Source organism: Cupriavidus oxalaticus (assembly GCF_038900635.1).
Taxonomy (GTDB): Bacteria; Pseudomonadota; Gammaproteobacteria; order Burkholderiales; family Burkholderiaceae; genus Cupriavidus; species Cupriavidus oxalaticus_B.
Genome location: NZ_JAYMRX010000007.1, coordinates 42,037 through 62,537, shown reverse-complemented (window position 1 = coordinate 62,537; position 20,501 = coordinate 42,037). Strand labels below are relative to the sequence as shown.

Annotated in this window: 19 protein-coding genes and 1 pseudogene; 10 read left to right on the top strand and 10 right to left on the bottom strand. The window is 69.4% G+C overall.

The genetic code is table 11. The annotated features are described in order from the left end of the window. Positions 1 to 61 precede the first annotated feature (61 nt). On the top strand, positions 62 to 517 hold the full coding sequence (locus VSR71_RS13840; RefSeq protein ID WP_342914432.1) for a YccF domain-containing protein: 456 nt from the start codon (positions 62 to 64) through the stop codon (positions 515 to 517). Here VSR71_RS13840 and VSR71_RS13835 read toward each other — a convergent pair. From VSR71_RS13835 to VSR71_RS13825, 3 genes are all read right to left on the bottom strand, one after another. Further along, positions 514 to 981, bottom strand: a complete 468-nt coding sequence (locus tag VSR71_RS13835) for a MarR family winged helix-turn-helix transcriptional regulator (RefSeq protein WP_342914431.1) — start codon at positions 979 to 981, stop codon at positions 514 to 516. The two genes, VSR71_RS13840 and VSR71_RS13835, sit on opposite strands and share 4 nt — an antisense overlap. An 84-nt stretch (positions 982 to 1,065) precedes the next feature. After that, positions 1,066 to 1,245: a hypothetical protein gene (locus tag VSR71_RS13830; protein WP_342914430.1), complete on the bottom strand. Its 180-nt coding sequence runs from the start codon at positions 1,243 to 1,245 to the stop codon at positions 1,066 to 1,068. After that, positions 1,235 to 2,944, bottom strand: a complete 1,710-nt coding sequence (locus tag VSR71_RS13825; protein ID WP_342914429.1) for an FAD-dependent oxidoreductase — start codon at positions 2,942 to 2,944, stop codon at positions 1,235 to 1,237. Before VSR71_RS13825 ends, VSR71_RS13830 begins: the two co-directional genes overlap by 11 nt. A gap of 188 nt (positions 2,945 to 3,132) precedes the next feature. Here VSR71_RS13825 and VSR71_RS13820 point away from each other — a divergent pair, with 188 nt between their 5' ends. From VSR71_RS13820 to VSR71_RS13810, 3 genes are all read left to right on the top strand, one after another. Further along, the gene (locus tag VSR71_RS13820) at positions 3,133 to 4,929 is read left to right on the top strand and encodes an OPT/YSL family transporter (protein ID WP_342914428.1); all 1,797 of its coding nucleotides are present in this window, start codon (positions 3,133 to 3,135) and stop codon (positions 4,927 to 4,929) included. 119 nt (positions 4,930 to 5,048) lie between these two features. After that, complete coding sequence (locus VSR71_RS13815; RefSeq protein WP_342914427.1) at positions 5,049 to 6,206, top strand: acyl-CoA dehydrogenase family protein; 1,158 nt, start codon at positions 5,049 to 5,051, stop codon at positions 6,204 to 6,206. A gap of 32 nt (positions 6,207 to 6,238) precedes the next feature. Then, the gene (locus VSR71_RS13810) at positions 6,239 to 6,805 is read left to right on the top strand and encodes a hypothetical protein (RefSeq protein ID WP_342914426.1); all 567 of its coding nucleotides are present in this window, start codon (positions 6,239 to 6,241) and stop codon (positions 6,803 to 6,805) included. An 84-nt stretch (positions 6,806 to 6,889) separates the two neighbouring features. Here the strand turns inward: VSR71_RS13810 and VSR71_RS13805 are convergent, their stop codons facing one another. Beyond that, on the bottom strand, positions 6,890 to 7,267 hold the full coding sequence (locus VSR71_RS13805; protein ID WP_209761851.1) for a PHA-granule associated protein 4: 378 nt from the start codon (positions 7,265 to 7,267) through the stop codon (positions 6,890 to 6,892). Positions 7,268 to 7,505: 238 nt separating this feature from the next. Then, a complete protein-coding gene (locus VSR71_RS13800) occupies positions 7,506 to 10,364 on the bottom strand; it encodes a pitrilysin family protein (RefSeq protein ID WP_342914425.1) in 2,859 nt (952 codons plus the stop codon). Positions 10,365 to 10,536: 172 nt separating this feature from the next. Between VSR71_RS13800 and VSR71_RS13795 the strand changes: the two genes are divergently transcribed. Genes VSR71_RS13795 through thpR form a run of 3 tightly spaced genes read left to right on the top strand, consistent with a single transcriptional unit; the run spans position 10,537 to position 13,100 of the window. Further along, complete coding sequence (locus VSR71_RS13795) at positions 10,537 to 12,021, top strand: DNA-3-methyladenine glycosylase 2 family protein (protein ID WP_342914424.1); 1,485 nt, start codon at positions 10,537 to 10,539, stop codon at positions 12,019 to 12,021. After that, the gene (locus VSR71_RS13790) at positions 12,018 to 12,521 is read left to right on the top strand and encodes a methylated-DNA--[protein]-cysteine S-methyltransferase (protein WP_342914423.1); all 504 of its coding nucleotides are present in this window, start codon (positions 12,018 to 12,020) and stop codon (positions 12,519 to 12,521) included. Before VSR71_RS13795 ends, VSR71_RS13790 begins: the two co-directional genes overlap by 4 nt. 9 nt (positions 12,522 to 12,530) lie before the next feature. Further along, positions 12,531 to 13,100: an RNA 2',3'-cyclic phosphodiesterase gene (thpR, locus tag VSR71_RS13785; RefSeq protein WP_342914422.1), complete on the top strand. Its 570-nt coding sequence runs from the start codon at positions 12,531 to 12,533 to the stop codon at positions 13,098 to 13,100. Here thpR and VSR71_RS13780 read toward each other — a convergent pair. Beyond that, positions 13,084 to 13,707, bottom strand: a complete 624-nt coding sequence (locus tag VSR71_RS13780) for a LysE family transporter (protein ID WP_342914421.1) — start codon at positions 13,705 to 13,707, stop codon at positions 13,084 to 13,086. The genes thpR and VSR71_RS13780 overlap by 17 nt on opposite strands. Before the next feature lie 167 nt (positions 13,708 to 13,874). On the opposite strand from VSR71_RS13780, the pseudogene VSR71_RS13775 reads away from it, so the two are divergent. Continuing rightward, positions 13,875 to 14,627 (top strand): annotated as a pseudogene (locus VSR71_RS13775) (LysR substrate-binding domain-containing protein); the annotation flags it as partial. Positions 14,628 to 14,824: 197 nt separating this feature from the next. Next, entirely contained in the window at positions 14,825 to 15,592 is a 768-nt protein-coding gene (locus VSR71_RS13770; protein WP_342914420.1) for a flagellar brake protein, read from the top strand. Between the two features lie 116 nt (positions 15,593 to 15,708). On the opposite strand, the gene VSR71_RS13765 is transcribed toward VSR71_RS13770, so the two are convergent. From VSR71_RS13765 to VSR71_RS13750, 4 genes are all read right to left on the bottom strand, one after another. After that, positions 15,709 to 16,557: an IclR family transcriptional regulator domain-containing protein gene (locus VSR71_RS13765; RefSeq protein ID WP_342914419.1), complete on the bottom strand. Its 849-nt coding sequence runs from the start codon at positions 16,555 to 16,557 to the stop codon at positions 15,709 to 15,711. Positions 16,558 to 16,705: 148 nt separating this feature from the next. Then, the gene (locus VSR71_RS13760) at positions 16,706 to 17,128 is read right to left on the bottom strand and encodes a DUF6691 family protein (RefSeq protein WP_342914418.1); all 423 of its coding nucleotides are present in this window, start codon (positions 17,126 to 17,128) and stop codon (positions 16,706 to 16,708) included. Position 17,129: 1 nt separating this feature from the next. Continuing rightward, positions 17,130 to 17,564 carry a YeeE/YedE family protein gene (locus VSR71_RS13755; RefSeq protein WP_342914417.1) on the bottom strand — a complete coding sequence of 145 codons (435 nt, stop codon included), beginning with the start codon at positions 17,562 to 17,564 and terminating at the stop codon, positions 17,130 to 17,132. Positions 17,565 to 17,833: 269 nt separating this feature from the next. Further along, positions 17,834 to 20,200, bottom strand: a complete 2,367-nt coding sequence (locus VSR71_RS13750) for a patatin-like phospholipase family protein (protein WP_342914416.1) — start codon at positions 20,198 to 20,200, stop codon at positions 17,834 to 17,836. On the opposite strand from VSR71_RS13750, the gene VSR71_RS13745 reads away from it, so the two are divergent. Further along, a complete protein-coding gene (locus tag VSR71_RS13745) occupies positions 20,199 to 20,411 on the top strand; it encodes a hypothetical protein (RefSeq protein ID WP_342914415.1) in 213 nt (70 codons plus the stop codon). The genes VSR71_RS13750 and VSR71_RS13745 overlap by 2 nt on opposite strands. Positions 20,412 to 20,501 lie beyond the last annotated feature (90 nt).

The window sequence follows — 20,501 nt, the reverse complement described above, 5'->3', positions numbered from 1 at the left end:
GTACGCTCCGGCGCCGCGCGTATCATCGGAGTCCTCTCCTGCTCACATACAAAAGGCTCGCATGCGCGCAATCGGCAACTTTCTCTGGTTCATCCTCGGCGGCGTGGTGATGGGCCTGGCCTGGTGGCTGGCAGGGCTGCTCTGCTTTATCTCGATTGTCGGCATCCCGTGGGGCAAGGCCTGCTTCGTGATCGGCAGCTTCACCTTCTTCCCGTTTGGCAAGCAGGCTATCAGCCGGCGCGAGCTGACCGGGCGCGACGATGTCGGCACCGGCGCGCTGGGGCTGGTGGGCAATGTGCTTTGGTTTGTGTTTGCCGGCGTGTGGCTGGCGATCGGCCACGTGATGGCGGCAGTCGCCAACTTCGTCACCATCATCGGCATCCCGTTCGCGATCCAGCACCTGAAGCTGGCCGGCATCGCGCTGGCTCCGATCGGCCAGACCGTGGTCCCCAATGAGGTAGCCGACGCCGCGCGCCGCGACGGTGCGCGCGCGCACGTAGACGGCTTGCGCCGCTAGGCCTCGTCACTCTCCGCCGCGCCGTCCTGCGCGGCGGCGTACGCGGCCAGCCGGTCGAGCAGGCTGCCCAGCAGCGCCTGCTCGACCTCGCTCAGGCAGCCGAAGATCTCGTCATTGCGCCGCGCAATCATGGCGATCGCCTGCCGGTACAGCGGCTTGCCCTGCGCGGTCAGCGACAGCACCACGCCGCGGCCATCGTCCGCGCTGGTTTCCTTGCTCACCAGCCCCCGTTCCACCAGCGCCTGCGCCGAGCGGCTGGCCTGGCCCTTGGTCAGGTTGGCGCGGTGCGCCAGCGCATTGACCGACAGCGGCGCAAACGCGCCGATCGCCGCCAGGCAGCGGCCTTCGCTCAGCAGCAGGCCGCACTGCTCCAGGTAGGCGGCGGCGCTGTCCTTGTCGCTGAGCTTGTTGACCTGGTGCAGGCGGTAGGTCAGGAACTGGTCCAGGCGTGGCAGTGGTTTCATGGCGATGTCCGGTCGGGCGTCGGCATTGTAGTGCGTAGGGTCTGTCCCCGTATAAAACGCACGCGCGTTATATGGGAACAGACCCTAGGCCTGGCTGCGCGCCTCCGCCTCGTCGATCAATGCAAGCACGGGCGCCAGCGTTTCCTGCCGGCTCATCAGTCCCAGGCACATCATCGCCAGCAGCAGCGGGGATCGTTCTTCGCCGACGCGGCCCATGGCTTCGCACAGGCGGGTATAGGCGAGGTCGAGGTCATCAGCTTGCATGGGGGGCTCCGGCCGGTTGGGGTTGCGGGGATTGCGGGGTTTGCATCAGGGGGGCGAGGGTTGCGACGACGTCTTCCCAGGCCGGCGCGCGCCAGCGCGACAGCACGTAGCCGTCGGGGCGGATCGCGTAGAGCGTGCCGGGCCGGGCGCCGTAGCGCGCCCGCGCCTGGCCGGCGACATCGGCGAGCGTACCCTCCGCGGGGGCGGCGGTACCGTCGACGATCACGCGTGCCTGCAACGTATGCGGATGGGCCTGCGCCAGCGCGGCCAGCGGGGCGGGCAGCGCGGGCGAATCGCCGAAGTAGAGCAACGTGAAGCGCTGCCCGAAGCATTGCGTCAGGTGGCCGACACCTTGCGCGCTGGCGACGCGCGCCTCCGGAGCGGGCAACCCGGGCGCGGCGCCGGGGCAGTCGTCGCCGAAGTCGCTGGCGCCGTTCAGCGGCGATCCGGCGTAGGCGATTGGTGCCGACTGGCGCGGGTTGATCAGCGAACGCACCGGGCTGTCGCCCTGCGCCAGCCGCAGCGTGGCCTCGCGCATCAGGCGGAAGGCAAAGTCGGGCGGCGCCATGAATTCGGTGCTCTTGGCGCCGTAGGCGATGTTCTGCCGGCTGGCGTGGACGCGCTCGGCCGAATAGGAGTCGAGCAGGCTGTCGGCGGCCTGGCCGCGCACGACCGCGGCCAGCTTCCACGCCAGGTTGCCGGCATCATCCAGCCCCGAGTTGAGCCCGCGCACGCCGAAGATCGGCACCAGGTGCGCGGCGTCGCCGGCGAACAGCACGCGGCCGTGGCGATAGTCCTGCAGCGACAGGCACTTGGCGTTGTAGATCGAGATCCACAGCGGCTGCCAGGGTTCGGTCTCGCCGATCATGTCGAGGTGGCTCTGCACGCGCGGCAGCACGTTCTCCGGCTTGACCGCTTCCTCGGGGTCCTCGTCGTCGCGGATCTGGTAGTCGATGCGCCAGACGTCGTCGGGCTGGCGGTGCATCAGGATGGTCGAGCCCGGATTCGACGGCGGGTCGAACCAGGCCAGCCGCTCCACCTCGCGCCGGGTCTTCTGCACGATGTCGACGATCACATAGCGGCCTTCATATTGCGTGCCCTCCATGCGCAGGCCCATTTGCTCGCGCACGGTGCTGCGCCCGCCGTCGCAGGCCACCAGCCATTGCGCGTCGACCTGCGCCACGCCGTCGGCGCTCTCGATTTCCGCGACCACGCCGCCGTCATGCGGACGCACCGTGCGCACGCGCGCGCCGAAGCGCACGTCCGCCGGCGTGGTGCCGCGCAGCGCGGCCTCGTGCGCGAACGCCTCAAGGTAGTACTGCTGGATATTGACCATCGGCGCGAAGCGCTCGTCGGGCTCGCTCGGCATGCGGAAGTGCAGCACCTCGGCGTCGCGGTAGTAACTGCGGCCGCCCACCCAGGGCAGGCCCGTTTCGACGGTTTGCTGGTCCGCGCCGACCCAGCCCAGGATCTCGAGCGAGCGGCGCGACATGCAGATGGCGCGGCTGCCGGCGCAGTAGCCATCGTCGGCCTCGACCACCAGCGTGTCGATGCCGTAGCGCGCCAGCAGCGCCGCCAGCGCCAGCCCGACCGGGCCACCGCCGGCGATCAGCACGGGTACGTGGCGCGGCCAGGGGCGCCGGGTAGCGGGAGGCGGTGCCGGTGGCACTGCGGCGTGCGGGGCGGTGGAGTCGGTCATGGCTGGTCTCGCTCGATGTAATTGGTTTCGTGCGCAACTATATACCAGATGGTTGCGCACGAAACTAGTGTTTACCCGGTTGGCGCGGCGGTTCCGCCACCAAAGGGAGACAAGGCGCACATCGCCCATCCGGTGTCGTGGCCTATGCTTCGCAGAGCGCAACCCGCTGCTGCCTCCGAGCCTTCGCCATGCCGACCTTGCCCACCGATGCCGTGCCCCGCGCCAGCTGGCTGCCCGCTGGCGGCAGCTGGCGCTACCACGCGCTGCTGGGCGCAGCCGGCATGCTGGTGCTCGGGCCGCTCGGCGGCATTGCCGCGGCTTACATGAATTTCTCGCTGGGCTTCTTTGTCGGGGGCCAGGTGCTGGCCGGCATACTTGGCTCGGTGGTGACGGCCGGTTATGGCGCACCGGGCCGGCATGGCGCCAATTACATCCAGACCGCGGCGGCATCGGTGGCTGGCATGGGCGGCATGGCGGTGGTACTGCAGGCGATGACCTGGCTCGGCCTTCCACAGCCGCCGCTGTGGCAGCTGGTGCTCTACATGCTGTGCATCGGCATGTACGGCGTGGGCATCGGCATGCTGTACACGCCATTGCTGGTGGACCGGATGCAGCTGACGTTCCCGTCGGGACTGGCGGTTGCCAATATCCTGCGCGCGCTGACCGACCCGGTGCTGCTGCGGCGCTCGGTTGCGCGGCTGGGCGGTGGCATGGCGCTGGGGCTGGCCAGCGGCCTGGGCGCCGCGCGAGTGCCGTGGCTGGCGGCGCTGGACCTGTCGGCGGCGACCTTCGGCGCCGGCATGATCGTCGGGGCGCGTATCGGTATTGCGGCGCTGATGGGCGGGCTTGCCGGCTGGGCGCTGACGCCGTGGTTCGTGTCCGTGGGGTGGCTCGCGCCTGGCGAGCCGTATCGCAAGGCCACTTTCCTGGTGGCGCTGGGCATGATCATGGGCGCGGCCGCGCTCGACGTCGCGCTGCTGCTGGCGCAGGCGTGGCGACAGTGGCGCAGCCGGGCCCCGCGGGCGGCGCAGCCGCGGCGTGGGCCCGGCATGGCGTGGGTGGCCGCGTGGGCGCTGCTGTGGGGCGCAGCCACGGTTGCGGCGGGCGTGGCGTGGTTCGGCCAGCCGTTGGGATTCCAGCTGATGGCGGTGCTGCTGGTGCTGGTGTTCGCGCTGGTCAACGGCATCTCGGTCGGCATGGTCGACCAGAACCCGATCTCGTCCGCCTTCGTGCTGACGGTGATCCTGATGGCCGCGGCCGGTTTGCGCGCGCCGCATGTCGGCCTGATCGCGGCGACCGTGCTGCTGGTGGCGACCGCCGAAGCCAGCGACATGCAGCAGGACCGTTCCACCGGCTGGCGCCTGGGCAGCGACCGCATGGTGCAGTTCGGCTACCAGGTCGCAGGCATCGTGGTGGGAGCCCTCGTTGCCGTGGCGATGGCGCGGCTGTTCATGCAGGCATATCCGGTGCTGGCGCTGGACCAGACCCGGCTGCCCGCGGACCAGCAGCCGGCGCGCTGGGCCTCGGCCATGACCTACAAGATCGTCGGCGTGCTGCACGGGCTGGCACAGCCGCGCGCCGCCCAGCACGCCGCGGTGGCGCTGGGGCTGGCACTGGGTCTGGCAACGGCGGTGCTGCGCAAGGTCATCCTGGGCGGCCCGGCATGGCGGCGCTTCGCGCAATCCGGCCGGCGGGGCAAGGTGGCGGACTTCCTGCTCGATGCAGTGCTGCTGCCGTCACCCTATGCGTCGTCCTTCGGCGGCTTCGTCAACCTGGCGGCTGCTGGCTGGATGGCCGCGGGCGGCGTGGTGGCAAGCGTCGGTGGCGCCATGGCCGGGCCCAGGCCTGGGGCCAGGCGGGAGCGGCAGGCACTGCCAGAGGACATGAGCACCGCATCGCTGCTGGGCGGCGGCCTGATCGCCGGCGACGCGCTGGCGGCGCTGGCGCTCGGGCTGGCGGGGCTGTTCGCAGTGACGTGGCGCTGACAGCGGCGGATTGTCAAATTCCATTGACGCTTCTGTCCAATCTCCAGTGGATTGTCAAATCACGCGGCCGGCGTACCATGTCGGCCAGACAGTCGTATCGCCTGACCCGGAGAATCCTCATGGCCCTTGACCAAGAATCCTTTGCCCTGCTGCGCGCCTCGGTGCAGCGCTTCATCGACGAACGCCTGAAGCCCGCCGAGGACACGCTGGAAGAGACCGACGACGTCCCCGCCGATATCGTCGCGGACATGAAGGAGATGGGCCTGTTCGGCATCTCCATTCCCGAAAACTACGGCGGCATCGGCCTGTCGATGTCGCAGGAATGCGATGTGGTGTACGACCTTGGCCACACCGCGTTTGCCTTCCGCTCGGTGTTCGGCACCAACGTCGGCATCGGCTCGCAGGGCATCCTGATGGATGGCACCGAAGAGCAGAAGCAGTCTTACCTGCCGCGTATCGCCAGCGGCGACCTGATCATCTCGTTTGCGCTGACCGAACCGAATGCCGGCTCCGACGCGGCCTCGCTGCAGACCAGGGCCGAGCTGGACGGCGACCACTACGTCATCAACGGCACCAAGCGCTTTATCACCAATGCACCGCGCGCCGGCGCCTTTACGCTGATGGCGCGCACCGGCGGTGCGGGTGCCTCGGGCATTTCGTCCTTCATCGTGCCGGCCGACACCCCGGGCATCTCGCTGGGCAAGCCCGACAAGAAGATGGGCCAGCGTGGCACCAAGACTTGCGACGTGGTGCTGGAGAACGCGCGCGTGCCCGCCGCCAACATTATCGGCGGCGTGCCGGGCATGGGTTTCAAGACCGCCATGAAGGTGCTCGACCGCGGCCGTCTGCATATCTCGGCACTGGCCTGCGGCATGGCGCATCGCCTGATCACCGATGCCGTGGCCTATGCCAAGGAGCGCAAGCAGTTCGGCAAGCCCATCGGCGATTTCCAGCTGATCCAGGCGATGCTGGCCGACAGTCAGGCCGAACTCTATGCCGGCCTGTCGATGGTGCGCGACTGCGCGCAGCGCTACGATGCGAAGCCCGCCGGCAAGAGCGACCCGGAAGTCAGCATGCTGGCCTCCTGCACCAAGATGTTCTGTACCGAGATGGTGGGCCGCGTGGCCGACCGCGCGGTGCAGATCCACGGCGGCGCCGGCTATATCGCCGAGTACAAGGCCGAGCGCTTCTACCGCGACGTGCGCCTGCTGCGCCTGTATGAAGGCACCACGCAGATCCAGCAGTTGATCATCGCCAAGCAGCTGCTGCGCGACTGACCATGTAACCGCCCGGCGCGGCAGGAGTCGACATGAACGATTGGCAGGATCGCGGGCCGGCAGGCCATGAGGTTGACACGCCGCACCGCCTGCGCGCGGTGGTGGCGTCCTATCGCAGTGCGCTGCAGGCGTACACGCTGGCGGTATCGCCCGCGGAGTTGATGGCGCTGGGCGCGGTGCCGGCCGACATCGCCCAGGGCAGCGACCCGCGCGCGCAGGCGCACCTGGCGCGCTTGCGCTGCGAGGTGCAGGCCAGCGGTATCGCGCTGCCCGGCGCAATCGTGCTGGCGGTAAGCGGCGGTAGCCTGCATTGCGAATGCGATCACCTGTACACGCTGCAACTGCAGCCGTGCCGCGGCGACCGCCTGATCGTGATGGAGGGCTTCGAGCGCCTGCTGGCGCTGGCGCATGGCGAACGCCGCCAATGCAAGACGCTGGTATCGGCAGTCATGTGGCGCACGGCACTGGACAGCGCCGCGCAGACGTTGGCCGATGACGGCCTGTTTGCCGAAGCCGGTGCTGCAGCCGAGGCGACCGCTGCCGCCGCCACGCAATCGTGCGCGGCGCGCTGGGCCAACGCGACGCGGCTCTGGCACTGATCGCACCGCGCGCGATCGGAAGGTCGAAGGCCGCCGGCATGGCGGCCTTTATTTTTGCTTGCAGTGCCGATCTGATCGCAGCGTCTATTGCTGCGGCCACACTCCATCGACATCGCGCAGCAGGTGGCCCGCGAGAATATAGTCCCCGAGCCGCGTGGCCTTGGCCTCGAGGTCGAGCAGTTCATGATCCGCCAGCGTGCCGAGATCGAACTGGCAATAGAGATTGCGTTGGCGGAACGTGCCCTTGGGTTTGGCGAGCCCTTCGATCAGGGCTTCGCGGGAGCGGACAGCGATGCTTTCCTGTCCGCGATACTGCACCTTGATACCGCGCTTTTCTCCGAGCCTGCCGAGTTCGACCGCATCCTGCCAGCCTGTCTCGTAGTCCAGCTCCAGCGCCAGCACGTCTTCCGAGGCCAGAAGCCGGAGCGCTTCTGCCTTGCTGCCAGCTCGCACGATTGACATCCACACCTCTTGTATCGACTTATACTGTACGAATATACAGTCAACCCGGGGTCGCGGCAAGAGCCTGCACCGCGGCGGTGCCTGCCAGCCTAATCTTTCGCGCCTGGCCTTGTGCGCCCAGCCTGCCGTGCCCGGTCTTTCGCGCAGGGCCCTTACCCTGGCCGCCCGGGCAGCATGACGCTGCCTGGCCGTTCCTGCGCTTCCCGCCAGTGCAGCCGAACTTTGTTTCCCCGGTATGTCAGGGCTGCGCGGCAGGCGTGGTGCCGGCCGCTTCGGTGCTCGTCCCGCCGCCTGCCTGGCTGCCGTTGGCCGCATCGCGTGCCTGGGTCGGCTGCGGCGCGGGGGCGCCGCTGAAGTCGCCCGCATAGACGCGGGACATTCCGCCCGCCTGCATATAGCGCCGGATCGCGGCGTTGACCGATTCCGTCGTGGCCGCGCGCAGCCGCGCCTCGAGTTCCGCGGTGAAGGCCATGGTGCGGCCCAGGTAGAGCTGGTTGGCAAGCGTACCCGCCAGCGCCGCGTCATTGCTGCGGCTGACCGTGCCTTGCTGCAGCAGGCCGCTGACCGCTTCCGCCAGTTCCGGTGCGGTGATGCCGTCGCGCGTGAAGCGCTCGAGCTCGTCGGCGACCGCGCGCTGCAAGCGCGCGAGGTTCTGCGGCGCGTACTGCGCCTGCACGCCAAAGCGGCCGGCGCGGTCGAGCGCGCCCACCTGTACCCAGCTGCTGGCGCCATAGCTCAACCCCTCCTGCTGGCGCAGGCGGTCGGCCAGCCGGCTGCGCAGGCTGGCGCCACCCAGCACGCGATTCGCGATCATCAGCAGCGCATAGTCCGGCGAGTCGTTGATCAGGTCGATCGGCGCGGCGGCCACGTAGACGGCATTGGCCTTGCCCGGCGCGGGCAGTGTCAATTCTGCCGGCGGAATCGGCACGAATGGCCGCTCGACGTGCGCATATGGCTGCGCCGCAGTCCAGTCGCCGAACAATTGCGCGACCTGCGCCGCCGCGGCCGGCGCGTCGAAGTCGCCGACCAGGCTCAACTGCGCATTCCCCGCACCGTAGAAGCGTGCGTGGAAATCACGCACCTGCGCCAGCGTGGCCGCGCGCAGGTCGGCGATGTTCTCGGCAAAGCTGCGCGCGTGGCGCGGATCGCCCGCGGGATAGGGATCGCCGTGACGGCCCAGTGCATTCGACGCCATCACGCCCGGCTGGCTCTGGACGCTTTCGATATCCGCGATGCTGGTCTTGCGCAGCGTCTCGAATTCCGCTTCGGGAAAGTCGGGCGCGCGCAGGATCTCGCGCAGCAGTGCCAGCAGCTCGGGCAATTGCGCCCGGCGTGTCTCGAAGCTGACGGTCACCCGCTCCGAACTGCCGCCGATGCCGACGCGCGCGCGCAGCGCCTCGATGCGGTCGGCGAGCTGCTCGCGGTTCATGCCGCCGGCGCCGCGCCGAAGCATCGACGCGGTCATCGCCCCCACCGTGGTCAGCCCTTGCAGGCTCTGCACGTCGCCCATGCGCAGCACCAGCATGCCATGCACCACCTCGCCGCGCGCGGGCTTCGGCAGCAGGGCCAGCTGCATACCGTTGGCCAGCGTCTGGCGCGTGGTATGGGCGTCGATATTGGCGGGACTGGGGTCGAACGGCGCGACCGCCGCCAGCGCCGGCTTGCCCTGGTAGCCGTTGACCATCGCGGCCACGTCCGCCGTAGCGGGTACCTGTGCGCGGGCCGGCTGCGCTGACGGCACGAACAGGCCCACGGTGCGGTTCGACGACTGCAGGTAATTCTGTGCCACGCGCTGCACGTCCGCCAGTGTGGTGGTCTCGATGCGATCGCGGTTCACGAAGAACAGCCGCCAGTCGCCTTTTGCAATGGCCTCCGACAGGGCGATGCCAAGCGCGCCCGGGTCGCTCATGTAGTGGTCGTAGGCATTGCGCATGCGCACGCGTGCGCGTTCCAGCTCGGCTTCGGTCACGGGGGCCTCGGCAAAGCCTTCGACCTGCGTGATCAGGCCTGCGCGCGCGGCGGCCAGCGACTGGTCCCTGGACGTCTCCGCCATGAACAGCAGCGTGCCGGGATCCTTCATTGCATAGAACGCGCTGCCGATCGAAGCGGCCTGGCCGCGCTCGACCAGCGCCTTGTACAGGCGCCCGCCGGGTGTGTCGCCGAGGATGATCGTCAGCATCGAGAGCGCCGTGGTATCGGGATGTGCGCCGGGGCTGACGTGGTACTGCGCGGCCACCAGGCTGTTGTCGCCGGGCCGCAAGATCACCAGTTCGCGCGCGCCTTCCTGCGCCGGCTCGACCGTATGCTCGGGCGGCAGCACGCGCGTGGGGCGCGGGATCGGGCCGAAGTAGCGCTCGATGCGGGCCAGCGTGGCGGCGGGATCGAACTTGCCCGCCACCACCAGTACCGCGTTGTCGGGCTGGTAGTAGCGCCGGTAGAACGCGCGCAGGTTGTCGATGCTGACGCTCTCGACGTCGCTGCGCGCGCCGATCGGTGCCTTGCCGTAGTTGTGCCAGCGGTATGCGGCCGACATGGTCTGCTGCATCAGCATGCGCGACGGGCTGTTCTCGCCCATTTCCATCTCGTTGCGCACCACGGTCATTTCGCTGTCGAGGTCGGCCTTGGACAGCACGCTGTTGACCATGCGGTCCGCTTCCATGCGCAGCGCCCAGTCGAGGTTTTCGTCGCTGGCGGCAAAGGTGCCGAAGTAGTTGGTACGGTCCTGCGTGGTGGTGCCATTGACGCTCATGCCGCGCCGCGCGAACTCGGTCGGAATGGCCTTGCCCGGCAGCGAAGGCGTGCCCTTGAACAGCAGGTGCTCGAGCAGGTGGGCCATGCCGGTCTCGCCGTAGTTCTCGTGGCGGCTGCCCACGAGGTAGGTGATGTTGACCGTGGTGGTGGGCTTGGCCGCATCCGGCGCCAGTACGATGCGCAGGCCGTTGGGCAGGCGGTATTCGGTGATGCCTTCCACGGTGGCGACCTGCGCCAGCGCAGGCGATGCCGCCGGCACCGGCTGCATGGGCTGCACGGTTTGTGCCGGCGCGGGCAGCGGGGCCAGCGAGGCGAGCATCGACAAGTGCAGGACAAAGCGGCGCATGGCGTCTCCGGTGTGGGCTGGCTGCCGGGTGAGGAGCCAGATGGCAGTGGCGCAAAGCGCAATTCTAGCTGCCGCCCGTACCTGGAACTGTGCCGCAGCCCACCTCTGCATGCCAGAGGGGAATGTCCGAATCCAGCCGGTGCGCAGGCGGCCGAAGCGGTAGCATGCCGGCATGAACCTCGATCCCGATACCTGCTACAAGGCCGTGGCATCGCACGACCGCCGCTTCGACGGGCGCTTCTTCGTGGGCGTATCCTCGACCGGCGTGTACTGCCGGCCGGTGTGCGCAGTACGCACCCCCAAGCGCGAGAATTGCACCTTCTACGAAAGTGCCGCCGCCGCCGAGAAGCATGGCTTCCGTCCCTGCCTGCGCTGCCGCCCCGAACTGGCGCCCGGGCACGGCCTTGCCGATATTTCGGGCCGGCTCGCGCAGGCTGCCGCCACGCTGATCGACGAAGGCTTCATGGCCGAAGGCAGCGTCACCACGCTGGCTGCGCGCATCGGCGTGACCGAGCGGCATTTGCGGCGCCTGTTCGATGCGCAGTTCGGTGTCTCGGTGCTCGAGTACGCGCAGACGCAGCGACTGCTGCTGGCCAAGCGCCTGCTGGCCGACACCGCGCTGCCGGTGACCGAGGTGGCACTGGCGGCGGGCTTCGGCAGCGTGCGCCGCTTCAACGATGTGCTGAAGACGCGTTACGGCCTGACCCCGCTCGCGCTGCGCCGGCGCGCCGCCGACGGCGTGGCCGACCGGCTCGTGTTCGAGCTTGGCTACCGGCCGCCGCTGGCTTGGGAGGCGCTGCTGCGTTTCCTGGCCGCGCGCGCGGTGGATGGCATCGAAGAGATCCGCGACGGCGCCTATGCGCGCACGCTGCGCGTGGAAGCGGGCGGCACCGTGTATGACGGCTGGGTCCGCATCGAGCATGTGCCGCGCCGCATGGTGTTGCGCGTGACCTTGTCGGCGTCGCTGGCGCGCGCGATCCCGCAGGCGCTGGGCAAGGTGCGGCGGCTGTGCGACCTGGGCTGCCGTCCCGATGTGGTCGACCGCCATCTCGGCGAGCTCGCGCAGGCCGTGCCGGGCATGCGGCTGCCGGGCAGCGTCGACGGGTTCGAGATTGCCGTGCGTGCAGTGGTGGGGCAGGTCATTTCGGTCGTGCATGCACGCCGCATCCTGGCCGCACTGGCGCAGCGTGCGGAATCGGCGACAACGCTGCCCGATACCCTGCCGGGCAGCCTGCGCTGCCTGTTCCCGAGCGCCGCCGCCATCGCCGCCATGCCGCCGCAGGACCTGCGCGACGCCGGCGTGACGGCGGGCAAGGCGCGTACCTTGCAAGCGCTGGCGCAGCGCGTGGCCGACGGCACACTCGCGCTTGACGCGCTCGCGCCGCCCGAAGCGACCGTCGCTGCGCTGCGCGCCATCGACGGCATCGGCGACTGGACCGCGCAGTATGTCGCCATGCGCGCGCTCGGCTGGCCTGATGCCTTCCCTGGCACCGACTATGCGCTGCGCAAGGTGCTGGGCGTCGACACCGTGCGTGCGATGCACGCGCGCACCGCACAATGGGCGCCATGGCGGGCCTATGCGGCGGTGCACCTGTGGCATCGCTATGAGACCATGAAGGACGCGCCTGCCGCGTCCGAACCGGAGACCATGACATGAGCAGCTATCGCGAGATCGACAGCCCGCTGGGCACCATGCTGCTGCGCGCGGAAGGGGCGTGCCTGACCGGCGTGTTCTTCGCCGGGCAGAAGTACTATCCCGCCAACGTGGCAGGAAACAGTGGCGAGGCATCGCCGCAGGAAGCGGCCGTGCTCGAACGCGCCGCGCTGGAGCTGGCCGAATACTTCGCCGGCAAGCGCGACACCTTTGCCGTGCCGGTGCGCTTCGCGGGCAGCCGGTTCCAGCAGCGCGTGTGGCAGGCGCTGCAGGACATTCCATGCGGCGCAACCGCGTCCTACGGCGAACTGGCCGGCGCCCTCGGCCTGCCGCCGACGCACGCGCGCGCGGTCGGCGGCGCGGTGGGGCGCAACCCGCTGTCGGTGATCGTGCCCTGCCATCGCGTGATCGGCACCGCCGGCGCGCTGACCGGCTACGCCGGCGGCATCGAGCGCAAGCGCGCGCTGCTGCGGCGCGAGGGCGTCGGCCCGGCGGGCGCTTGAGCCGGCGCCATGCCGCGCCTGTTTTTCGCCGTGGAAGTCCCGCCGGCGCAGGCGGCGCGGTTGCTGTCGACCCTGCCGGACGCGAGTGGCCTGCGCCCGGTGCCGGCCACCCAGGTTCATCTCACCCTGCATTTTCTCGGCGAATGCGGCGTGCCCGAGGCGCAGCTGAATGCCGCGCTCGGCGGACTCGTCGCGCCCGCCTTCACGCTGCAGGCCGCAGGCACTGGCCGCTTCCGCACCGGCCAGGGGTCGGTGCTGTGGGCGGGCCTTGCCCCGGGCCCAGGGCTTGACGCGCTGCGCGCGCTGCACGCCGCGGTGGGTCAGGCGCTGGCGCAGGCCGCCGGCATTGAGCCGGAACGCCGCCGCTACCACCCCCACCTGACGCTGGCGCGCTGCCGCCCGACGGTACCCGAGGCCATGTTGCGCGCCTGGCTCGACGCGCAACGCATGCTCGCCAGCGATCCCTGGCCGGTGCAGCGGCTGGTGCTGTTCGAAAGCCGGCTTGGACCGCAGGGCGCGGAGCACCTGGTGCAGCAGGCGTGGCCGCTTGCCCGGCCCGCTGCTACGCCAGGTTGCTGAGCCCCAGGGCGACTCCGAGCCCGCACAGCGCCGACCCGATGGTGCCGTCAAGCAGCCGCTGCCGGCGCAGCATTGCCGCCCGCAGCGCCGGCGCGGTGAACACACAGGCCACCAGGCTGAACCACGCGAGGTGCGCCAGCGACATGAAAGCGCCATAGCCGAACTGCACCGGCACCGGCGTGTGCGCATCGACCACCTGCGTATAGGTGCTGACCACGAACAGCGTGCATTTCGGGTTCAGCGCATTGGTCAGGAAGCCCATGCGCAAGGCCGCGGCCGGCCGCAGTGCCGGTGCGCCGTGCAGGTCGACCGTCAGCGGCGCGCGCCGGCGCAGCGTCTGCAGGCCGATCCACACCAGGTAGGCCGCGCCCAGCGCCTTCACCACCGTCAGCACGCTGTGCGCATGCGCCATCAGCAGCGCCACGCCGAACATCGTGTACAGCACATGGACCTGCACCCCGAGCGCGATGCCAGAGGCGCTGAGCAGCCCGGCGCGGCGGCCGTACAGGTAACTGTTGCGGGTCACCATGGCGAAGTCCGGGCCGGGACTGACCACGGCTAGCACGGTCACCGCGGCGACCGCCAGCGATTCGGCGAAGGGAATCATCTTGTGTGAGATTACGTTGTGGGTGGTTGGGCAGATCGCCGCCTCCGGACTGGCCCGGCACGGCAAAGCGTACCCAATTCTGCGTGCCGGCAACGGGGCCCACAACCGATATATACTCGCGCAAATCCGTGAGAAAAACTGACTGAAAATACCGATGCACTGGCTGCGGCGTCTTCCTGACCGAAGCGGGGCGCACGCTGTTCGCAGCCGCCTCCCAGTCAATGGAGATGCTGGCCGGCGCCGCCGCGCGCATCCGCACCCAGCCGCCCGGCCGCGCGCTGGTGCTGTCGTGCGAGCCCACCGTGGCGATGCGCTGGCTGATCCCGCGCTTGCCGCGCTTTGCCGCGCGCCACCCAGACATCCCGCTGCACTTGATGGCGGCGGGCGGGCCGATCGATTTCGCGCGCAGCGGCGCCGACCTGGCGCTGCGGCGCAATGACTTCGCCTTCGAGCCGCGCTGGCACGCGCGCGAGGTGGCGCAGGAATGGGTCGGGCCGGTGTGCCGCCCGCTGCTGGCCCAGGGTGCCGCCGCTGTTCCGGCACGGTTGCATACGCGCACCCGGCCCGATGCCTGGCAACGCTGGCTGGCCGCGGCCGGGCCGGCCGCGCTGGCTGCCCGGTTCGAGGGCGATGCCTGGTACGAGCACTTCTACCTGAGCCTGCAGGCCACCGCGGCGGGTCTGGGCTGGGCCATGGCTTCGCGGCTGATGGCCGCCGACGAGATCGCGGACGGGCGCCTGGCTGCCCCGTTCGGCTTCACGCCGGACGGATCGGCGTACCATCTGTTGTCGCCGGCGCCGTTCGAGCACGACACGCGCCGGCTGCTGCTGCTCGCATGGCTGCGCGAAGAGGCGCAGGCTACCCTTGCGGCGCCGGCCGCGTCCCCCGCGGGCCCGCCATTGGAGCCGAAGGACGCCTGAAAGCGGCGCGGACGCTACCCCCCGTAAGTCTGTGCTCAAGTTCTGCCACAGTTTTGCCGAAGGTGTCGCCATGAGTCTTGCCGGACGCGGGGGCACGCGCTTAACATGCGGCGCGCGGCCGGCAGGCCGACTGGCTGCCGCGCCCCCACACCCCATTACCCGGCGGCATCCCGCTATACCAGACGTTGCGTGAATCCATGAATCAGCACGAAGCCACCGGGGCCGGCACCGGAACCGATACCGACACTGTCGACGCCGCCACGCCGGCGGATGATCGTTACCGCCTCACGCACAACTCCCAGATCGGCACCGTGCTGCGCGACCTGTCGTGGCAGAAGTGCATGCTGAGTGTGCGTACCCGCACCGGCCACCAGTTCGTCACCTCGATCCTGCATGTCGATCCGGTCAACCGGACCTTCGTGTTCGACTGGTGCAATGCCGACGCCGAGCGGCAGTCGCTGATGACCTCGGAAGAAAATGCGTTCTCGGGTTTGCTGCGCGGCGTGCCGGTGAACTTCATGGTCGGGCAGCCGGCCGCGACCCGCTTCGAGCAAGGCCCGGCCTTTCTCGTCGAGTTTCCGGAAAAGCTCTATCACTTCCAGCGCCGCCGCCATTTCCGCGCGCGCACGCTGGTGACCAAGGGCTATCGCTGCGAGATCCGCAACGTCGACAATGCGCTGCTGTGCCTGGACATTGCCGACCTGTCGCTGTCCGGCGTCGGGCTGCGCTCCAAGACCGTCACCGACGAGCAGTTGCCGGTCGGCACCACCGTGGCCAAGTGCCGCCTCGACTTCCGCGAGCTGGGCAAGGTCGAGCTCGACCTGCAGGTGGTCGGCCACTGGCTGGTCGGCCACGACGGCAACGCCATCCACCACTTCGGCTGCGCCTTTATCAATCCGGACGGCCGCATGGAAAACTTCCTGCAGCGGCTGGTGTTCGCGCTGGAACTGGCACACCGGGGCTGAAGGGTCCGCGCCGGGCGCGAGGCCTGTGCCGCGCTGGCGCAGGGACGTCTGGTGCCGCAGCATATCGCCGGCCACGGCGTGACCGCGGCCATGCCCAGCCCGGCGCGGCTGCGCGCCTAGGAGCCGATCAGCCGCCCGATCGCCGCGGCGGCTTCGCGCATCGGCGGCAGCAGCCGCGTAACCATCTCGCTTTCCGACACGCGCGCGGCGCGCACGCTCACGCTCAGGCCGGCCAGCACGATGCCCGAGGCCGAGCGCACCGGCACGGACATCGCGCGCAGGCCCGGCTCCAGTTCCTCATCGACGATCACGTAGTCGACTTCGCGCGCTCGCTCGAAGCATGCCTCCAGCTCCTGCCGCGACACCTTGGTCTGCAGCGTGCGCGGCCGCAGCTCGGCATGCTCGAAAAAGCCGTCGAGCACCGTGGCCGGCTGGTGCGCCAGCAGCAGCCGGCCGTTTGAGGTGCAGTAGGCCGGCAGGCGGCTGCCCATGCCCAGCGAGTAGTTCAGCACGCGCTGCACTTCGGAACGGACCAGGTAGAGGATGTCGGTGCCGTCAAGGATGGCCAGTGCGCAGGTCTCGTGGATGCGCGCGCTCAGGTTGTCCAGGATCGGCTGCGCCAGCGACACCAGCGAAGTCGAAGAGAAATACGCATGCCCCAGGTGCAGCACGCGCGGACGCAGCGCGAACTGGCCGTCCTGCTGGCTGACATAGCCGAGCTGTTCCAGCGTATAGAGGCAGCGCCGCACCGACGCGCGCGACAGCTGCGTGCGCTGTGCCACCTGCGAGATGGTCAGCGGACGCTTGCGTTCCGAGAAGGCCTCCAGCACGGTAAGCCCGCGCGCCAGCGACAGCATGAAATTGGGATCGCCGGCAAAGCTGCTCAGCAAATCGGCGTGCGGCCGGGCGACGCGGACGGTGTCGGCCTGTGCATGACCGAGACCGATGGGGCGGAGGACTTCCATTGGGCTGTGCTTGTCCGGGTTCGTTGTTCGATAATCGCGCAATCTTAAACCGGCTTGGCGCAACGGGCCAGCATTGCGTGCATCCAAGTGTGTCCCGGTGGGCACGATGCACGTTCTGTGATCGATGCTTTGCCTTGAGGCGTCGGGCTCAGCGCCGCCTGCGTACCCGCTCCGCCACCTCGAACAACGCCATGCCGGCCAGCATCGCGCCGACAAAACCCCACGCCTTGGCATAGCCCGCGCCCAGCGCCACCAGTGCCGGGCCGGGACAGAAACCGGCGAGCCCCCAGCCCACCCCGAACGCGGCGCTGCCCAGCACCAGCCGGGGCGTGATCGCGGACGCGGTGGGCCAATGCATGGCCTGGCCCAGCCACGCATGCGAGCGCCGGCGCGCCAGCGCAAACGCCAGCGTGCCCACCAGCACGGCGCCGGCCATCACGAATGCCAGCGACGGATCCCAGGCACCCGCCAGGTCCAGGAAGCCAAGCACCTTGCCCGGATCGGCCATGCCGGACACGATCAGCCCGATGCCGAACACCAGCCCGGCCAGCAGCGCAAACCAGACCGTCATGTCAGCCTCCGAGCAGGTGGCGTTGCACCAGCACCGTCAGGAAGCCTGCCGCCATGAAGGTCAGCGTGGCCACCAGCGAACGCACCGAACCGCGCGACAGACCGCATACACCGTGGCCGCTGGTGCAGCCGCCGGCATAGCGCGTGCCGATCCCGACCAGCAGCCCCGCGGCCAGCACCGTGCCCCAGCCCGCGTCGATGCGCGCCTGCGGCATGGTCCCGAAGGCGCCGGCCAGCCACGGCGCCAGCAGCAGCCCGGCGACAAAGGCGGCGCGCCACCCGGTGTCCCCGTGCGGCAGCGACAGCATGCCGCCGACGATGCCGCTGATGCCGGCAATCCGGCCCAGGCCCAGGATCAGCAGCGCCGCGGCCAGCCCGATGACGAGCCCGCCGGCCAGCGACAGCCATGGCGTGAAATGGGTGAAATCGATCTGCATGGAAATCTCCGCGAGTGTGGCCGGCAGCGCGGCCCGAGGCGGGGATTATAGGAGTGGGTAGCCATGCACTGGCGGTCATTGCCTGGCATGCGGCGACCGCCCATAAAAAAGTCGCCGCTGGGGTGGCGGCGACCGGGGAAGGGTCTGTCAATCAAGAGGGGTCTTGCTGACAGGAAAAGTATAGACATTTGAATTAAGACATTACATACAACTTTGGTGGGGTACGCATGCGGCACATGTCGGCCTCCGCGCTGCGGAGGTCTCGCGCCTCAGAACGGCTTGCCGAGGTAGAGGTAGAAGCTGTATGTCCCGGCCGCGGCCCGGCCATAGGCGAAATAGAGCGGCCCGAGCGGGCTGTCCAGCGCCAGGAACAGCGATCCCGACTTGAGCAGCCCGGTCGGGCTGCCCGGCACCAGCGGCGCGCCCATGCGGCCCGCCTCCAGCGAAAAGCCGGCGTAGATGCCCTGCAGCAGCGTCTGCCGCGCCAGCTTGTTGTAGTAGACCAGCCGCGCAAACTGCAGGTTGCCGCCCAGCAGTTGCCCGGTCGCATAGCCGGATTGCTGCAGGAAGCCGCCCCACTGGAACAGGTCATAGCGCGGCAGCGGGTTGCCGACATTGGTGCCGGCCTTGAGCCCGAGCGAGACGGTATGGTTGCCGAACGAATGCGCATATATCGCTTCAACCTGCGCCTTGACATAGGAATCGTCGGCACCAAGCCCCGGTTGCGAGGCGTAGACGCGTAACGAGCCCGAATAGCCGAAGCGTGGGAAGTCGACGCTGTCGAGCTGGTCGAAGAAGAGCCGGCCGGTAATGGCGCCGCGCTTGATCCTGCCGGGGCCCGGCGACAGCGCCTCCGGACCGGTGCTCAGCGTGGCGTCCAGCGTGCCGGTCTGCACGCCCACCCGCAGCTCGCCGTACTTGGTGAACTGGCTGCCCACGTCCAGCGCTACGTCGAAGCGGCGCAGGTCATAGGTGGCCAGGCGGGTGCTGCCCTGAAACACGTTGACCGGCCGCCGCTCCAGCTCGACGCGCGGGGCGATGAAGAAATACTGGCGCGTGTCGAGCGGCTGGTAGAACTCGCTTATCAGCGAAGTGGTCTGGCCCACCTGGGCATCGGTGCGCCATTCGGCGCCAAGCGAGTTCAGCCAGGTGCGCCGGTAGCTGCCGACCAGGTTGAAGAACGCATCGCCGCGGAAGTCCGAACTGAGCCCGAGGCCGAAGCGCAGATAGTCCGGCCCGTACGATTTCTCGACCGCATTGACCACCAGGATGCGCTTGCCCGGCTCTTCCAGGAGGCCGTAGTTGACGTGCTCGAAGTCGCCGGTGCCGAACAGCCGCCGCATGTCCTGGTCGAGCGTGGCCTGGTCGAGCGGCTCGCCCGGCTTGGTCTCCATCACCGCCGTGGCGACCTCGGGGTTGACGCGATGCAGCGGCGCCATCTCGATCGCATCGACCGGCCGCGTGTCAGGCGGCGGCACCGCCTGCTGCGCCGCGCGCAGCTGCGCGTACTGCGCCGGCGGCAGCGCCAGCGGCGCGAGGCGTTCGGCCACCTTGCGCGCCGCGGCTTCGCCGATGGGGATGGTGGCGGTCAGGTGGTCGAAGTCAGTCGCGGAAAAATCGCCGAGCGCGGGCTCGATCAGCACGTCGGCGGGACCCAGCGAGGTCAGCGAGGCGCGCACGTTCTGCTCGGTCAGGATGTTGAGCATCTGGCCTGTCACGCCGATGACCGAGGTCAGCTCCTCGCGCTTCATCAGCGGCGTGCCGAGATTGACGGCGATGATGACATCGGCGCCCATCGCGCGCGCCACGCCGACCGGCAGGTTGTCGGTAAGCCCGCCATCGACCAGCAGCTTTCCCTGGTATTCCGACGGCGCCACCGCGCCCGGCACCGACATGCTGGCGCGCATCACGTTGGCCAGCTCGCCGGCGTTGAACACCACCGGCGTGCCGGAGACCAGGTCGGTGGCGACGGCGCGGTAGGGAATCGGCAGCTTGTCGAAGTCGCGGTAGCCCGGCGTGCGCGCCAGCTGGCGCAGCACCGTTTCCAGCTGCACGCCCGAGACCGCGCCCTTGGGCAGCAGCAGGCCGCTCGCCTGCACGCCGATCTCGGGCGTGAACAGGTTGGTGAAGTCGTCCTGCTTGCGGCGGATGGTCAGGTCCTTGCGCGGCGGGCGTTCCTTGAACAGCTTTTCGGTGCTCAGCCCGCTGACCAGCCGCTCCATCTCGGCGGGCGACATGCCGGTGGCATAGGCGCCGCCGACCAGCGAACCCATGCTGGTTCCTGCGATGCAGTCTACCGGCACGCGCAACTCCTCCAGCACCTTGAGCACGCCGATATGCGCGGCGCCGCGCGCGCCGCCGCCGGACAGCACCAGGCAGATGCGCGGACGCGTGCCGCGGGCCGGGGCGGCGGTGGCGTTGGCGGTGGCGGTGGCGGACGTGTCGGTCGCGGCGGGTGCCGGGGGCGCGATCGCTGGTGCCGTGATCGCTGATGCCGGTATGGGCGCTGAGGCCGGTATGGGCGCTGAGGCCGGCGCAGAGTCCGGCGCGGCCCGGGCGCCAACGGCAAGGCAAGCCGCCAGCGCAAGCGCTGCCAGCCGCAGGATCCGCAACCCCAGGGGTGTGGCTGCCTTCATGTCGTCGTCCGTTCAGCAGGCAGCCGCAATGCGGCGCCGGTTGCCCGGTCTGTGCGCGGCCGGGATGGGCGTCGGCTTATCTTCGGGCAAAAACGCGGCGCTCGGGCCGCCTGGCGTGTGCGCCGCGAAACAATTCATCATGCCGCTCGGAAGCATGCAGATCGGCATCCGCTGCCGGGAGCGCACTGCGCAGGGCGCGTGCAGTGACTAAGATGAACGCAGGCCAGGGCGGGTGGGGAAGATGCACGGTTGTTTCCTTTGCCAGGCCGCCGCGCAGCAACTGGCGCTGATTCGCCGGGAA

Coding starts and splice junctions, on each gene's coding strand:
- VSR71_RS13840 (WP_342914432.1), top strand. CDS start 62: ATGCGCGCAATCGGCAACTTTCTCTGGTTCATCCTCGGCGGCGTGGTG.
- VSR71_RS13835 (WP_342914431.1), bottom strand. CDS start 981: ATGAAACCACTGCCACGCCTGGACCAGTTCCTGACCTACCGCCTGCAC.
- VSR71_RS13830 (WP_342914430.1), bottom strand. CDS start 1,245: ATGCAAGCTGATGACCTCGACCTCGCCTATACCCGCCTGTGCGAAGCC.
- VSR71_RS13825 (WP_342914429.1), bottom strand. CDS start 2,944: ATGACCGACTCCACCGCCCCGCACGCCGCAGTGCCACCGGCACCGCCT.
- VSR71_RS13820 (WP_342914428.1), top strand. CDS start 3,133: ATGCCGACCTTGCCCACCGATGCCGTGCCCCGCGCCAGCTGGCTGCCC.
- VSR71_RS13815 (WP_342914427.1), top strand. CDS start 5,049: ATGGCCCTTGACCAAGAATCCTTTGCCCTGCTGCGCGCCTCGGTGCAG.
- VSR71_RS13810 (WP_342914426.1), top strand. CDS start 6,239: ATGAACGATTGGCAGGATCGCGGGCCGGCAGGCCATGAGGTTGACACG.
- VSR71_RS13805 (WP_209761851.1), bottom strand. CDS start 7,267: ATGTCAATCGTGCGAGCTGGCAGCAAGGCAGAAGCGCTCCGGCTTCTG.
- VSR71_RS13800 (WP_342914425.1), bottom strand. CDS start 10,364: ATGCGCCGCTTTGTCCTGCACTTGTCGATGCTCGCCTCGCTGGCCCCG.
- VSR71_RS13795 (WP_342914424.1), top strand. CDS start 10,537: ATGAACCTCGATCCCGATACCTGCTACAAGGCCGTGGCATCGCACGAC.
- VSR71_RS13790 (WP_342914423.1), top strand. CDS start 12,018: ATGAGCAGCTATCGCGAGATCGACAGCCCGCTGGGCACCATGCTGCTG.
- thpR (WP_342914422.1), top strand. CDS start 12,531: ATGCCGCGCCTGTTTTTCGCCGTGGAAGTCCCGCCGGCGCAGGCGGCG.
- VSR71_RS13780 (WP_342914421.1), bottom strand. CDS start 13,707: ATGATTCCCTTCGCCGAATCGCTGGCGGTCGCCGCGGTGACCGTGCTA.
- VSR71_RS13770 (WP_342914420.1), top strand. CDS start 14,825: ATGAATCAGCACGAAGCCACCGGGGCCGGCACCGGAACCGATACCGAC.
- VSR71_RS13765 (WP_342914419.1), bottom strand. CDS start 16,557: ATGGAAGTCCTCCGCCCCATCGGTCTCGGTCATGCACAGGCCGACACC.
- VSR71_RS13760 (WP_342914418.1), bottom strand. CDS start 17,128: ATGACGGTCTGGTTTGCGCTGCTGGCCGGGCTGGTGTTCGGCATCGGG.
- VSR71_RS13755 (WP_342914417.1), bottom strand. CDS start 17,564: ATGCAGATCGATTTCACCCATTTCACGCCATGGCTGTCGCTGGCCGGC.
- VSR71_RS13745 (WP_342914415.1), top strand. CDS start 20,199: ATGTCGTCGTCCGTTCAGCAGGCAGCCGCAATGCGGCGCCGGTTGCCC.
- VSR71_RS13750 (WP_342914416.1), bottom strand. CDS start 20,200: ATGAAGGCAGCCACACCCCTGGGGTTGCGGATCCTGCGGCTGGCAGCG.